The organism is Stappia albiluteola (genome assembly GCF_014050225.1).
GTDB lineage: Bacteria > Pseudomonadota > Alphaproteobacteria > Rhizobiales > Stappiaceae > Hongsoonwoonella > Hongsoonwoonella albiluteola.
Map to the genome: position 1 here is coordinate 29550 of NZ_JACFXV010000066.1, position 14896 is coordinate 44445.

Annotated in this window: 9 protein-coding genes; 5 read left to right on the forward strand and 4 right to left on the reverse strand. The window is 64.6% G+C overall.

The features are described from left to right. Positions 1 to 4: 4 nt before the first annotated feature. Entirely contained in the window at positions 5 to 3904 is a 3900-nt protein-coding gene (locus tag H2509_RS18690) for a peptidoglycan-binding protein (protein WP_182167987.1), read from the reverse strand. A gap of 432 nt (positions 3905 to 4336) precedes the next feature. Between H2509_RS18690 and H2509_RS18695 the strand changes: the two genes are divergently transcribed. The 5 genes from H2509_RS18695 to H2509_RS18715 all read left to right on the forward strand — a co-directional run bounded on the left by H2509_RS18695 (position 4337) and on the right by H2509_RS18715 (position 11759). Further along, a complete protein-coding gene (locus H2509_RS18695; RefSeq protein ID WP_182167988.1) occupies positions 4337 to 4804 on the forward strand; it encodes a MerR family transcriptional regulator in 468 nt (155 codons plus the stop codon). A gap of 267 nt (positions 4805 to 5071) precedes the next feature. Continuing rightward, a complete protein-coding gene (locus tag H2509_RS18700) occupies positions 5072 to 6856 on the forward strand; it encodes an acyl-CoA dehydrogenase C-terminal domain-containing protein (RefSeq protein ID WP_182167989.1) in 1785 nt (594 codons plus the stop codon). 247 nt (positions 6857 to 7103) lie between these two features. After that, a complete protein-coding gene (locus tag H2509_RS18705; protein ID WP_182168134.1) occupies positions 7104 to 8228 on the forward strand; it encodes an acyl-CoA dehydrogenase family protein in 1125 nt (374 codons plus the stop codon). A gap of 84 nt (positions 8229 to 8312) precedes the next feature. Then, positions 8313 to 9521: an acetyl-CoA C-acetyltransferase gene (locus H2509_RS18710; protein ID WP_182167990.1), complete on the forward strand. Its 1209-nt coding sequence runs from the start codon at positions 8313 to 8315 to the stop codon at positions 9519 to 9521. A gap of 21 nt (positions 9522 to 9542) precedes the next feature. Further along, a complete protein-coding gene (locus tag H2509_RS18715) occupies positions 9543 to 11759 on the forward strand; it encodes a 3-hydroxyacyl-CoA dehydrogenase NAD-binding domain-containing protein (protein ID WP_182167991.1) in 2217 nt (738 codons plus the stop codon). Between the two features lie 52 nt (positions 11760 to 11811). Here H2509_RS18715 and H2509_RS18720 read toward each other — a convergent pair whose 3' ends face one another. The 3 genes from H2509_RS18720 to H2509_RS18730 are packed head-to-tail and all read right to left on the reverse strand — an operon-like array spanning position 11812 to position 14864. Further along, a complete protein-coding gene (locus H2509_RS18720) occupies positions 11812 to 12930 on the reverse strand; it encodes a Gfo/Idh/MocA family protein (protein WP_182167992.1) in 1119 nt (372 codons plus the stop codon). 19 nt (positions 12931 to 12949) lie between these two features. Then, positions 12950 to 13729, reverse strand: coding sequence for an ATP-binding cassette domain-containing protein (locus H2509_RS18725; RefSeq protein ID WP_182167993.1), 780 nt, complete (start codon positions 13727 to 13729; stop codon positions 12950 to 12952). 1 nt (position 13730) lies between these two features. Beyond that, complete coding sequence (locus H2509_RS18730; RefSeq protein WP_182167994.1) at positions 13731 to 14864, reverse strand: ABC transporter permease; 1134 nt, start codon at positions 14862 to 14864, stop codon at positions 13731 to 13733. Positions 14865 to 14896: the final 32 nt, after the last annotated feature.

Here is a 14896-nt window from a genome sequence, read left to right on the forward strand (position 1 = left end):
CGCGTCAGATCGAGCGGCCAAGCAGTTCCTTGATAAGATCCTGATCGATCGTGCCGGTGGCCGGAAGCCCCTCCCGTTTCTGGAAGGCGATCACCGCATCGCGGGTCTTCGGCCCGATCTGCCCGTCCGCGGTACCGGGATCGAAGCCGAGGCGCGCCAGCAGCTTCTGCGCGGTCAGCACCATCTCCTGCGGCCCCAGCGACAGAGCGGCCTTGGAGACGACATCCGCCGGCGCAACCCAGGACGGATCGGCCACGACCTCGTTCGAGGATGGAGCGAGCGGCACATCCTTCCAGGTGTCGACGGCAAGCCGCGCTTCCGCGAGTTCTTCCTTGGACAGGATATTCGCGACCTCGTCGCGCTTCTTGGCGGCATCATTGTCGCCCTGCCGGGCCGCCAGGGCGAACCACTTGTAGCTCGCCACCAGGTCTTTCCCGACGCCGAGGCCTCGCGCATAGAGAATGCCGAGATTGTACTGGCTGTCACGCACGCCGTAGCCGGCCGACTGTTCGAACCATTCGGCAGCCTTGATGAAATCCGGTTCGCCATCGACGCCTTCCGCATGAAGTACGGCGAGATTATGGATCGCCTTGGCATTGCCCTGGACCGCGGCAAGCTCGTACCAGGTGCGTGCCTTCGCGATGTCCTTCGCAACCCCCTGCCCCTTCTCGTACAGGCTGCCGAGGCGGTACTGCGCGGGAGCCAGGCCGCTCTCCGCCGCCCTCTGATAGTAGCGGGCGGCTTCGGCCAAGTCGGGCCGCACGCCGATCCCGTCGCCATAACGGGCAGCGATCTCGAAATTCGCGCGTGGATCGCCGTTGGCCGCGGCCTTGCGCAGCGCCAGCGGGCCGACGTCTTCCGGCGGCAGGGAAACGACCTTGTCCTCGGCGGCCGGTTCCCCGATGCCGCCGGCTTTGGACTGAGAAGGTGCAAAGCCGGCCGAAGACTGAACCGATGACTTCGGTACGAAGCTGCTGTCCACTCCGACCGGAGGAGCAAAGGCGACATCTCTCTCGCCGTGGCCGTTTTCGGAGCGTGGCGACGGGGCGGCCGTCTGCGGCCCGGGCGTTGTGGCATCGGCTCCAGCCGTACCCTCCGAAGGAGGTGGCGAAGGCGGCTTCACGACACCGGCGGAGACGGGCGTCACCGGAGCGGAAGGAGGCGTCGCCTGGCTGACGGACGACGGCACTTCGGGCGAGACGATCGGCGCAGGCGTTTCGATTGCGGCGACATCGTCCGCCGGAGCGGAGACGAGGCGGAAGACCTGCAGCGTACCGATGGCCAGCACGATGGCGGCAGCGGCCAGCAGCAGCGCGCGCCGGCGCGAGGACATCGGCGCGCCGCCCTTCGCGGCGGGCTTCTTTTCCTCATCGCCGCCTGCAGCGTCTTCAGCCGGTCGGCGGTCGGCGCGAAGGTTCGCCATCGAGGCCGCGATCTCCGCGCGGATATCCTTGCGGCTTGGCCTGGCCAACTCAACGGCGGGAATCTCGGTGGGCGACTTGCCACGCTTGCGCCCAAGGCGAGACTTCAGCCAGCCCGCCTTTTCTTCGGCCTGCGCTTTGACGGGCGGCGCTTCGATCGCGGCAACCGCATCAACGACGGGCTCCTGTCGTGCTGCGCTTCTGGAAATCCTGCCTTTCGACGGCTGCGCTTTGGCGGTCTTGTCCTTGCCGCCGGCAGCTTCTGCGGCGGCGGCCTGCGCGGCGCGGCGTGCCGCCGCGATGAAATCGGCCTTGCGGTTGCGCGCTTCTTCCTCCGGCGACCCGGCAGGACGCCGGGCAGAGCGCTCCTGCCCCGCCCCCCGCGCTACAGCAGGAGGCTTGCCCGATCCCGGTTCAAGCGGCCGGTCGTCGTCGGGAGAGTTTCCCGTCCTGGCCTTTCCGAATACGCGGGCCGGCTCGACCTTGTCGTCGTCCAGCGCCTCCAGGCGATCGCCGATCGATGTCAGCAGGCCCTGTATATCGCCGGTGTCACCGCCGCCCGGACGCTCGGCGCGGCCGGCGGCCGCAGCGGCGGAAAGGAGCTGCTGGAGATCATCCCGCAACGCGTCGACCGCCCGGCTCGTGTCATCGGCGCCTGCACGGGAGGCTGGCCTGCCGAGATTGGCCAACCGGCTTTCGGCCGCGTCAATCTCCGCGGCGAGACGCGCGACCTTGCCCTCGAGCAACGCTATGGCCTTGTCATCACCTCCGCGCGACACCGCTTCGGCCAGCTCGCGCAGCCGCGCCTCGATATCCCCGGCGTTGCCTTTCGGCTCGGCAAACGACAGGCGAAGCTCGGCGATTTCCCGCTGCACGTCCGCAAGGCCCGCCAGGTCGCCGGACCCGCCATCGTCCAGACGGGCATTGAGGCGCTCAATTGCGCTTTCAAGACGGGCGAGCTGTTCGCCGTCGAGCCCACCGGCGGCCGCACGAAAGTCAGGCCGGTCGAACGCGTCAATCTTGCCGTCGATCGCCGCAAGCCGCTTTTCCAGCAGTGTGAAGGCCGCGTCATAGCTGCGTTGTGACGAGCGGTGATGCTCGATGCGATCGAGCCGGTCGACGAGATCGTCGAACCGTGCATCGAAATGCGGCGCGATGTCGGCCTGGGCGCGATCCTCGCTCAGCATCAGCGAAATCTGCTCCAGCCGCTCCTGCAGCCGGTCGACGGCGCGGGCGTCCGGCAGCCGATCTTCCATATTGGCCAGTCGCTCGGCGATGCCGCGCTGGCCGGCGACCAGCCGATCGATATCGTCGAGACGATGGGTCACCTCGCGCAGGCGCTCGTCGATGCCCGCCGCAAGACCGCGCATGTCGAGATTTTCCACCAGGGCCCGAATGTCCCGAAGCTCCTCGCCGAGCAGCCGCAATTCCGGGCCGCCGGCGTATTGCGCAACGCTCTCGAGGCGGCTCGACATGTCGACCACCCGGTCCTCGAGCGCCGCCATCTGGTCCGCGCTTGGCAGCACCTGGAAAGCGCTTTCGATCTCGCGCAGCCGCTGGCCGATGCCGGCGAACAAGGCTGGATCCGCGCTGCGAGAAAGCTCGTTGAGCCGCTCGACGAGATGCGAATAGCCGCTTTCCAGCGTCTGCAACTGCCCCTCGACATTGGACTGGCCGAGCCGCGCCTTCAACTCACCGATCTCGGCGCGAAGATCGTCCACAAGCCGCGCATCCGGGTGGGCTGTCCGCAAGTCCTCGATCGCGTCCGCAAGTCTGCGGATCTGCGGATCGTCCCGCCGCTCCCCGCCCTTCGCATGCACCGCCTCCCGCAAGGAGGCGATTTCATCGCGCATGGCGCCATAGGCTTCGTGATAGGGATCGTTGAGGCGCTCAATCTGGCGGGAGATTTCGCGCAACAGAGCGCGCGTATCAGCCTGCTCGCCACTTTCCATCCGCACGGCATGGCCGGACCGAGGTCGAGGCTCAGGCCTGGACTGGGACGGGCGCGGATCGCCTTCCGGACGGCGATGATGGAGCGCGCGCTCCTCGCGGGCGGCAGAGACGTCGCGCCGGTACGCACGCTCGTCCTCGTCGGGCGCCTGCCTGGACAGGTCGTCCACGCGCTGGTCCAGACGGTCGAGCGCCCGCAGCACCGCCTCGATCCGGTTGGCGCGCTTGTCGCTCGCCCCCGCCTTCCCAGAACCCGCGCGCTCGCGTGAAGCCTGGGCTCGCTCCGGCAGCAGCCGGTCCAGCGACTTCGCGATATCGGAGAGGTCCTCGCGAACCGGACGCTCGGGGACCTGAACGGCGGTCGACGAGCGCGTCAGCCTTTCGGCACGCTGCTCGGGACGCTCCCGGTCAATGAACCTGCGCGCGCCGGCAGCAGGAGAGACCCACTCGTCCCGCCAGGACGCGGCATCGCCGCCGCGCTCGCGGACGGACAGGCCCCGCTCCTCATCGCGATGTCGGTCGGTCCAGGACATTAACGGCCTCGTGATCCTGCTTTTTCGGCATCCGGTCGCTCAGCCCCTGCCCGTGGCAGGGTGTCGTAGCGGTAACTTCAGGAGAGTCGGGATCCGGCCCGATACACGAAACGCCAGCCCGGATAGCTCGTTTCACAATTCACCTGTTACGGTAAACAGCCGGTTAATGGCGCTGATTCCGCACGGTACGCTCCCTCGCTCGGCGCCCGGAATCTTTCGCCCTTACCGCGTTCCCGACAAACGGAGATTGGACTGTCATTTGCCGATTCGCAGTGCGAATCCGGCTAATTCGTTGACGTTTACGTACGCGTAAATTATTTCTGACCCCATGACGTAATGTCACGTCGCCCGGTCCCTGCTGCGATCACGCGGCGGACGGCGGCCTCCACGGCCCGCCCGGCGACGGACACACCAAAGGGAAAGAACGACATCATGAGCGAAGCGCTCTCCCTCAATCACGACATCGTCGAGGCCGTGGCGGCCAAGGACAAGTCGACCAAGAAGACCCAGTTCACGATCGGCGACCTGGCCAAGGAATTCGACGTCACGCTGCGCACGCTGCGCTTTTACGAGGACAAGGGCCTCCTCAATCCAAAGCGCGACGGTCTCAACCGCATCTACAACCGCCGCGACCGCGCCCGGCTGAAGCTCGTGGTGATGGGCAAGTCGGTCGGTTTCTCGCTCGCCGAAATCCGCGACATGCTGGACCTCTACGACCTTCGCGACGGCCAGATTACCCAGCTCAAGGTGGCGCTGTCGCGCTTCAACGAGCAGATCGACGTACTCAAGAAGCAGCGCAGCGACATCGACAAGGCGATCGAGGAGTTGGGCCGCACGGTGGAGATCGTCTCCGGCATGCTTAAGGAAAAAGAGAACGAAGAGCCGGAATTCGGCGGCTGAGACCTGCTTTTCGTTCTGCCAGACACGGTTTTCACTGATTTTGGCCGGATTTCGGAGCATATTTTCCGAAATTCGGCCTTCACCTTTTCTGGAAACGGGTTGCCGAGACCCGCAGCCTCGCGTATACCTCTCCTCAAGGTGACGTTTACGGAAACGTCAAGTCAGGCGATTGCTGGTGGAAATCGAGCCGGAATGCCTGAATGCCTATCGATTTTAAGGCCCCCTTCAAGGTTCGCGGCCAGAATTTGATGCCGGGAGGATTTCGAAATGCCGAGCTACAAGGCTCCTGTCGATGACGTGCTGTTCCTGCTGAACGATGTCCTGGGCTATCAGCGCTACTCCAACCTGCCCGGTTTCGCCGACGCCTCCACCGACGTACTGGAGGCGATCCTTGCCGAAGGCGCGAAATTCGCCGAGGAAGAACTGCAGCCGCTGAACGCCGTAGGGGACAAGGACGGCTGCAAGCGCCACGATGACGGTAAGGTGACGACGCCGGAAGGCTTCAAGGCGGCCTACGACACCTATCGCGAAGGCGGCTGGATCGCCCTTTCGATGCCGGAAGCCTATGGCGGCCAGGGCCTGCCGACCACCGTCAACACCGCGCTTGGCGAGTTCGTCTCTTCCGCAAATCTTGCCTGGGGCATGTATCCCGGCCTTTCGCAGGGTGCGGCCGCCGCGATCCTCGTTCATGGCAGCGAGGAACAGAAGGCCCTGTACCTGCCGAAGCTTGCGACCGGCGAATGGACCGGAACGATGAACCTGACGGAGCCGCATTGCGGCACCGATCTCGGCCTCATCAAGACCAAGGCCGCACCGCAGGCCGACGGCTCCTACAGGATTTCCGGGCAAAAGATCTTTATTTCCGCCGGCGAGCACGACCTTTCCGACAATATCATCCATCTGGTGCTGGCGCGCATCGAGGGCGCTCCGGAAGGCACGAAAGGCATCTCGCTCTTCATCGTGCCGAAGTTCCTGCCCGAAAGCGGCGAGCGCAATGGCGTGTCCTGTGGGTCCATCGAGGAGAAGATGGGCATTCACGGCAACGCCACCTGCGTCATGAACTATGACGAGGCTACGGGGTGGCTGATCGGCGAGGCAAATCGCGGCCTCAATGCCATGTTCGTGATGATGAACGAAGCGCGCCTCGCCGTCGGCGTGCAGGGCTTGAGCCAGTCGGAAGTCGCCTATCAGAACGCCGTGACCTATGCGCGCGAACGCCTGCAGGGCCGCGCGCTGACCGGGCCGCAAAATCCCGCCGGCAAGGCAGACCCGATCATCGTCCACCCGGACGTCCGCCGGGTATTGCTGAACATCCGCTCCTTCAACGAGGCGGCGCGGGCGCTGGTGCTGTGGACCGCGCTGATGTCGGACGTCGCCCATCGCACGGATGACGAAAAAGAGCGCCAGAAGGCCGACGACCACATGGGCCTGATGACGCCGGTCATCAAGGGTGTGCTGACCGACAAGGGTTTCGAGAACGCCTATCAGGCGCAGCAGCTTTACGGCGGCCACGGCTATATTGAGGAATGGGGCATGTCGCAGTTCGTGCGCGATGCCCGCATCACCATGATCTACGAGGGCGCCAATGGCATCCAGGCGCTCGACCTGGTCGGCCGCAAGCTGCCGCGCGACGGCGGCCGCGCCATCATGGCTTTCTTCGCCGAGGTGACAGCGTTCCTGAAGGAGAATGGCGAGGACGAGGCCATGGCCCGCTTCACCAAGCCTTTGAAGGAAGGCCTTGACCACCTGCAGAAGGCGACCATGTGGTTCATGCAGAACGCCATGGCCAAGCCCGACAATGCGGGCGCCGGCTCGACCGACTACATGCACCTCTTCGGCCTCGTCGCCCTTGGCTACATGTGGGCACGGATCGCCAAGACGGTGAACGACAAGCTTGCCGAGGGCGCCGGTGGCCGGGAAGAATGGCTGAAGACCAAGCTCGTGCTCGGCCATCACTTCATGGAGCGGCTGATGCCGGAAACGGCGGCCCATCTCGCCCGTATCTCCACCGGTTCCGACACGATGATGAGCCTGCCGGCCGAGGCTTTCTGAGGTCGGCCGGGATACACCACACGCCGGCTTTCTGGATTGCCGGGTCAAGCCCGGCAAGGACGAATTGAAAGGCCGAGACTGAAAGCTTTCCGCCTTTCTGCATCTGTTTGGGGCACCGCCTCTCCCGCGTCATCGCCGGGCTCGACCCGGCGATCCACCGGAGACCCCATCGCGGAGCGCGGAAGAAACGAGACAAGACGGGGAGGAGACCGGATTGACTGCGCTTGACGTGCCAAGACCAGGCTGGATGGACGAGGACCTCAATCTCCTCGATGATGCCTTTGCCCGTTTCCTGGAGCAGGAGATCGCGCCGGACTACGAGAGCTTCGTGGACGCTGGCTGCGTGAGCCGCGAGGCATGGAGGAAAACCGGCGAAGCCGGCTTTCTCTGCGCCGCGATCCCGGAAGAGTACGGCGGAGCCGGCGGCACCTTCGCCCATGAAGCGGTGATCGATCACCGCCTCGGGCTCGACGGCTACGACCATTTCGGCATCGCGCTGCACTCCGGCATCGTCGCGCCCTACATCCTCCACTACGGATCGGAGGACCAGAAGAAGCGCTGGCTGCCGGGCCTCGTCTCGGGCGAGAGGATCGGTGCCATCGCGATGACGGAACCGGGCGCCGGCTCCGACCTGCAGGGCATCAAGACGACGGCGCTGAAGGACGGCAACCACTACGTCATCAACGGTTCCAAGACCTTCATCACCAACGGCCAGCTTGCCAACCTTATCATCGTCGTCGCCAAGACGGACCCGAGCCAGGGCGCCAAGGGCGTTTCGCTGTTCGTGGTCGAGACCGATGAAGTCGAAGGTTTCCGCCGCGGCCGCAACCTCGACAAGATCGGGCTGAAGGGCAACGACACCTCGGAACTGTTCTTCGACAATGTGCGCGTGCCGGCCGATGCGCTGATCGGCGAGGAAGAGGGCCGCGGCTTCTTCCAGCTGATGGAACAACTGCCGCAGGAACGGCTGATCGTTGCTGTTCAGGCGATGGCGGCTGTCGAACGCGCGCTGAACGTCACCCTCGACTATGTCAAGGAGCGCAAAGCCTTCGGCAAGGCGGTGATCGACTTCCAGAATACCCAGTTCAAGCTTGCCGAGCTGAAGACGGAGGCGACCATCGGCCGCGTCTTTGTCAACGACTGCATTGCCCGCCATGTTGCCGGCGGCCTCGATACGGTGACCGCCTCCATGGCCAAGTACTGGACGACCGATCTCCAGTGCAAGGTGATGGACGAATGCCTGCAGCTCCATGGCGGCTACGGCTACATGAACGAATATCCCATCGCCCGTCTCTACGCGGATGCGCGCGTACAGCGCATCTATGCTGGGACGAACGAGATCATGAAGGTCCTGATCGCGCGCAGCCTGTGACGGGACCGCACTGCAAGACGACATGCCATTGCGCGGGACACTTCGCCCCGCCCCTTTCAAACGACGACTTTTCGGGAGGCCTTGATGCCTGACGCACTGATATTCGATCACGTTCGCACGCCGCGCGGCCGCGGCAAGAAGGATGGCTCGCTGCACGAAGTGCCGGCCGTCCGCCTCGCCGCCTCGGCCCTCGAGGCCATGCGCGACCGCAACGACCTCGACACCACGCTCGTCGACGACGTGGTGCTCGGCTGCGTCGATCCGGTCGGCGAGGCCGGCGGCGATATCGCCCGCGCTTCGGTTTTCGCGGCAGGCTACGACAAGGCGGTGCCCGGCATCCAGATCAACCGCTTCTGCGCCTCGGGCCTCGACGCCGTCAACTTCGGCGCCGCCCAGGTCATGTCCGGCCAGCACGACCTCGTCATCACCGGCGGCGTGGAAAGTATGAGCCGCGTCGGCCTCGGCGCGTCCGGCGGCGCCTGGCCGGTCGATCCGCAGGTGGCCCTTCCCTCCTATTTCATGCCGCAAGGCGTGTCGGCCGATCTGATCGCCACCAAATACGGCTTCTCGCGCGACGACGTGGATGCCTACGCGGTGCAGAGCCAGAATCGCGCCGCCAAGGCCTGGGAGAAGGGCTACTTCAAGAACTCGGTCGTGCCGGTGAAGGACATCAACGGCATCACCATCCTCGACCGCGACGAGCACATGCGGCCGGGCACCGACATGCAGGCGCTGGCCTCCCTCAACCCCTCCTTCGAGATGATGGGCGCCATGGGCGGCTTCGACGCGGTCGCCATCCAGGCCCATCCGGAGATCGAGACGATCAAGCACGTGCACCATGCCGGCAACTCCTCCGGCATCGTCGACGGCGCGGCCGCCATTCTGATCGGCTCGCGCAAGGCGGGCAAGAAGGCCGGCCTGAAGCCCCGCGCGCGCATCCGCGCCTTCGCCAATATCGGTTCCGAGCCGGCGCTGATGCTGACCGGTCCGGTCGACGTCACCGAGAAGCTTCTCAAGAATGCCGGCATGGGCCTGAAGGACATCGACCTCTTCGAGATCAACGAGGCCTTCGCGTCCGTCGTGCTGCGCTACCAGCAGGCCTTCGACCTCGACCCGGACGTGGTCAACGTCAATGGCGGCGCGATCGCCATGGGTCACCCGCTGGGCGCCACCGGCGCCATGCTGCTCGGAACCGTGCTCGACGAACTGGAGCGGCGCGACCTGAACACCGCCCTCGTCACGCTGTGCATCGGCGCCGGCATGGGCACGGCGACGATCATCGAGCGCGTCTGATTTCGGTCTCAGGAGGATAGAATGACCTACAAGAACTTCACCCTTGAGATCGACACCGACGGCATCGCGCTGATCACCTGGGACATGGCCGACAAGTCGATGAACGTCATCGACCTGAGCGTCATGGACGATCTCGACAAGATCATCGACGACGTGGTCGCCAACGAGCGCGTCAAGGGCGCTATCATCACGTCCGGCAAAGCAACCTTTTCCGGCGGCGCCGACCTGACGATGCTGGAGGGCCTGCTCAAGGGCTTCCACAAGAAACGCGCCAAGGATCCGGAAGGCGCCGCGAAGGAGCTTTTCGAAGGCTCGCGCCGCCTGACGCTCATCTACCGCAAGCTCGAGACCTGCGGAAAGCCCTTCGTCGCGGCGATCAACGGCACCTGTATGGGCGGGGCGACGGAACTGGCGCTTGCCTGCCATGCCCGCGTGGCCGACGAGAGCGATGCCTTCAAGATGGCCCTGCCCGAGGTCAAGGTCGGCCTGTTCCCGGGCGCCGGCGGCACGCAGCGTGTCATGCGCATGGCGGACGGCCAGCAGGGCATGCAGTTCCTGCTTCAGGGCAAGACGCTGAACGCCGCAAAGGCCAAGGCGATGAAGCTCGTCGACGAGACCGCCGCGCCCAAGAAGCTCGTCGCGGTTGCCAGGAAGATGCTGAAGGACGGCGTCGATCCGGTGAAGCCCTGGGACAAGAAGGGTTTCAAGCTGCCGAATGGTCCTGTCTATTCGCCCGCCGGCTTCCAGTTCTGGCCGGCGGCGAATGCCATCTATCGCCGCGAGACCTACGACAACTATCCCGGCCCGCGCGGCGTCATGCATGCCGTCTATGAGGGCCTGCTCCTGCCGATGGATCAGGCGCTGACGGTGGAAAGCCGCTACTTCGCCCATGTGCTGCAGACGCCGGAAGCGGCGAACATGATCCGCTCGCTCTTCGTCTCCATGCAGGAGCTGAACAAGGGCGCGCGCCGCCCTGCCGACGTTCGCCCGAACAAGATCAGGAAGATCGGCATTCTCGGCGCCGGCTTCATGGGCGCGGGCATAGCCTATGTGACGGCGAAGGCCGGTATCGACGTCGTGTTGATCGACCGCGACCAGGCCGCCGCCGACAAGGGTAAGGCCCATTCCGACGAATTGATGACCAAGGCGATCTCGCGCGGCAGGGGAACGGCGGAGGACAAGGAGAAGCTCCTGTCCCGCATCACCGCCACGGTTGACTACGACCAGCTCGCCGACTGCGACCTCGTCATCGAGGCCGTCTTCGAGGATCGCGAGATCAAGCGTGTGGTGACGGAGAAGGCGGAAGCGGCCATGAAGTCGCGCGCAATCTATGCCTCCAACACCTCGACCCTGCCGATCACCTCGCTGGCGGAAGCCTCCAGCCGGCCGAAGAACTTCATCGGCATCCACTTCTTCTCGCCGGTCGACAAGATGATGCTGGTCGAGATCATCATGGGCAAGAAGACGGGCGACCGGGCTCTTGCCATGGCGCTCGACTACGTGAAGGCGATCAAGAAGACGCCGATCGTCGTCAATGACTCACGCGGCTTCTATACCTCGCGCGTGGTCATGACCTATATCCGCGAAGGCCTGATGATGCTGGCCGACGGCGTGCCGCCGGCAATGGTGGAGAACGCCGGACGCATGGCCGGCATGCCGGTGGGTCCGCTGGCGCTCGGCGACGAGGTCGCCCTGGACCTTGCCTGGAAGATTGTCTCCGCCACCCGCAAGGACCTCGGCATCAACTACGTCAACGGCCCGCTCGACGACATCCTGGAAGCGATGGTCGTCAAGCGCGAGCGCTTCGGACGCAAGAACGGCAAGGGCTTCTACGACTACCAGGGCAAGAACAAGCAGCTCTGGCCCGACATCCACGAGGTGGTCGGCAAGGCCAAGCCTGCCTCGAGCTTCAATATCGAGGAGATCAAGCAGCGCCTTCTCGTCATGCAGGCGCTGGAGACGGCCCGCATCTTCGAGGAAAACTGCCTCACCGATGTGCGGGAAGCGGATGTCGGCTCGATCCTCGGCTTCGGTTTCGCCCCCTATACCGGCGGCACGCTCAGCTACATCGACATGATGGGCACCGCCAACTTCGTCGAGCTTTGCAAGAAGTTCACGAAAAAATGGGGCCCGCGCTTCAAGCCCAACAAGCTGCTGCGCGACATGGCCAAGACCGGCGACACCTTCTACGGCCGTTTCCCGCCAAAGGCGGAGGAAGAAGCCAGGAAGGCGGCTTGATCAAGCCTGCAACGCAAGCTTAAGGGCGACCTTCGGGTCGCCCTTTTTCGTTTCACGCCCCGACAGCCACCCACCGTCCTTCGGCGAACGACCGGGCTGCGGCATGAACTGTCCGCTCGATGGCAAGGCCGTCCTCGAAACCGATCAGCACGGCCTCGTCACCGGCGATCCGCTTCAGCAATTGCCGGCATTCGATGATCTTCAATTCGTTGAAGCCGAGTTGATGGCCAGGCGCAGGCAGGAAGCTGTCGTAAGGCGGATGGGTCGGGCTCATCAGCACTCGCTTGAAGCCCTGATGGCTGACGGGTCCCTGTGCCTGGTAGATTTCCACCTCGTTCATCCGCTCCTGGTCGAAAAAGATCGAGCCCTTCGACCCGAAGATCTGGATAACAAGGCGGCTCTTGCGCCCCCAGGCGGAGCGGTTGGTTTCGATCGTGCCGCGCATGCCGTTTTCAAGCTTCAGCAGCATGGTCGCAACGTCATGGGTCTCGACCGCGCGCCGCCCGCCTTGCGCCGTCGGCCGATCGGCGTAGGGCATCGACATATCGCAGAAGACGGACGCAACACCGCCGAACAGTATGCGGATCAGCGACAGCGGATGGACCGCAAAATCGTCGAGCGCGCCATAGCCGGACGACCGCTCGCTCTTCCAGTAGAAAAGCGCCTCCGGGTCGGCCATGAAATCCTCGTCCATCTCGATCCGCAACTGATAGGGATTTCCGATCGCGCCTTCGTCGAGCAGCGAGCGGATAAACCGGATAGCCGGGTTCTGGATGTAGTTGTAGCCAAGGATCGCCACGCGGCCCGAAGCGCGCGCCGCGGCAAGCATCCGCTCGGCATCAGCTTCGGCTGGCGCCATCGGCTTCTCGCACCACACGTGCTTGCCCGCTTCAAGGGCCGCGATCGCCATCTCGGCATGGAAGGCGTTTGGAGTGGTCACCGAGACGACGTCGACTTCCGGGTCGGCAATCAGTTGCCGCCAGTCGCCCGTCGCCTTCTCGAAGCCGAATTCGTCCGCCTTGCGGCGGGCAAGCTCGGCATTCACCTCGCCAAGATGGACGAGGCGCGGGTGGGCGCAATCGCCGAAGACGGGGGCAACGCCGTTCCAGGCAAGCGCATGGCACTTTCCCATATAGCCGGTGCCGATAAGGCCGACGCCGATGCTTTTCATGCAAGACCCCTGACCGAAGCTAGACCGTTCCACCGAGGACTTCGGCGAGATCGGCAAGCTCCCTGCCGCCAGCCATCATGTCCTGCAGTTCCTCGGCCGTGATTTCCCCGCGCAACGCCGTGCCCAGCGTCTTGCCGCGGTTAAGCACCGTGAAGCGGTCGCCCACCGCCATGGCATGGCGGACGTTGTGGGTGATGAAGACGACGCCGATCCCCTTCTCGCGAACCTTCGCGATGGTCGCGAGCACGTTGGACGTCTGCCTGACGCCGAGCGCCGAGGTCGGTTCGTCGAGGATCAGCACCTTGGCGCCGAAATAGACGGCGCGCGATATCGCCACCGTCTGGCGCTCGCCGCCCGACAGCGTGCCGACCGCCTGGGCAGGCTCGCGCAGATGGATACCCATCTTGGCCATCTCTTCCATGGTGACGCTGTTGGCCTTGTCGAAGTCGATGAACTTGAACGGGCCGACGCGCTTTTGCGGCTCGCGGCCCATCCAGAAATTGCGCGTCACCGACATCAGCGGGATCATTGCAAGATCCTGGTAGACCGTTGCGATGCCCGCTTCCATGGCGTCGCGCGGGCTGTCGAAAACGGTCTTCCTGCCTTCCACCAGGATCTCGCCATGGGTGGGCATGTGCACGCCCGACATGGTCTTGATGAAGGTGGACTTGCCCGCGCCATTGTCGCCGAGCAGGCAGTGGCATTCGCCGGGCAATACGCTCAGCGACACTCCTGCCAGCGCGATGACGGAACCGAAATGCTTCTCGATGTCGCGCAGTTCGATCAAGGGCGTGGTCATGTCAGCGCTCCCCCGTGATCATGCGGCGAATGTAGGTGTTGAGAATGACCGCCATCAGCAGGATCACGCCCAGGAAGACGCGGAAGAGCGAGCTTTCCACCCCGGCGAAGAACAGGCCCTGCTGAACGACGCCGAAGATCAGGGCTCCCAGAGCCGCGCCGATCACCGAACCGTAGCCGCCGGTCAGCAGCGCCCCGCCAATGACGACGGAAATTATCGCCTCGAATTCCTTCAGCAAGCCGCGATCCGCCGCCGCCGAGCCGAATTCGATCACCTGGCAGGTGGCGAAGACGGTGGCGCAGAAGGCCGTCAGCATGAACATGGCGATCTTCACGCGATTGACGGGGACGCCGACATAACGGGCGGCCTGCGCATCGCCGCCGGAGGCGAAGATCCAGTTGCCGAAGCGGGTGCGCGTCAGTAGCAGGTGTCCGGCTACGATGAGGACGAGTGCCCAGACCACCAGCATGGGAATGCCGTCGACGACCGGATTGCCGTTGCGCAGTTTGCCGATCCAGCCCCAGTCGGCGAGCGTCACGAACAGTCCGTTCAGGATCTTGCCGCCGAAGAGCGGCGCCAGCCAGTCTCCCTCGGCCGCTTCCCTCACCCCGCCGATGATGGTCTTGCGGGTGGTGGCGATGGAGGCAAAGATCGTCAGGCCGCGCAGGATGTAGAGAAAGGCGAGCGTCACGATGAAGCTCGGCAGCCCGGTGCGGATGACGAGATAGCCGTTCAGCCATCCAAGTGCGAGGGCAAGCGCAAAGGCGGTGAGGATGCCGGCCCAGACCGGCCAGCCCCAGGTCACGCTGGTAATCGCGATGACGATACCGGAGAAGCCGATCATTGAACCGACAGAAAGGTCGAATTCGCCGGCGATCATCAGCAGGCATGCACCCACCGCGAGGACGGCGAACTGCGCCGAGACGACGGTCCAGTTGAGCGCACCATCGGCGGAGAACATGCCGCTGTCGCGTGCGACGGCGAGAAAAAAGACGAAGACGAGGATCGTGCCGCAGATCGCACCGAGCTCGGGGCGGATCAGCGCCTTTCTCACCGGTGAGATCTCGCGCACCCGCTCGTCGCGTGCGGCCTGCTGAGGCGAAGACTCCGGGTTTCTGTCTGCCTCGACGGACATGGGCCATCCCTCCCTGATCGGCCTAGGGTCCG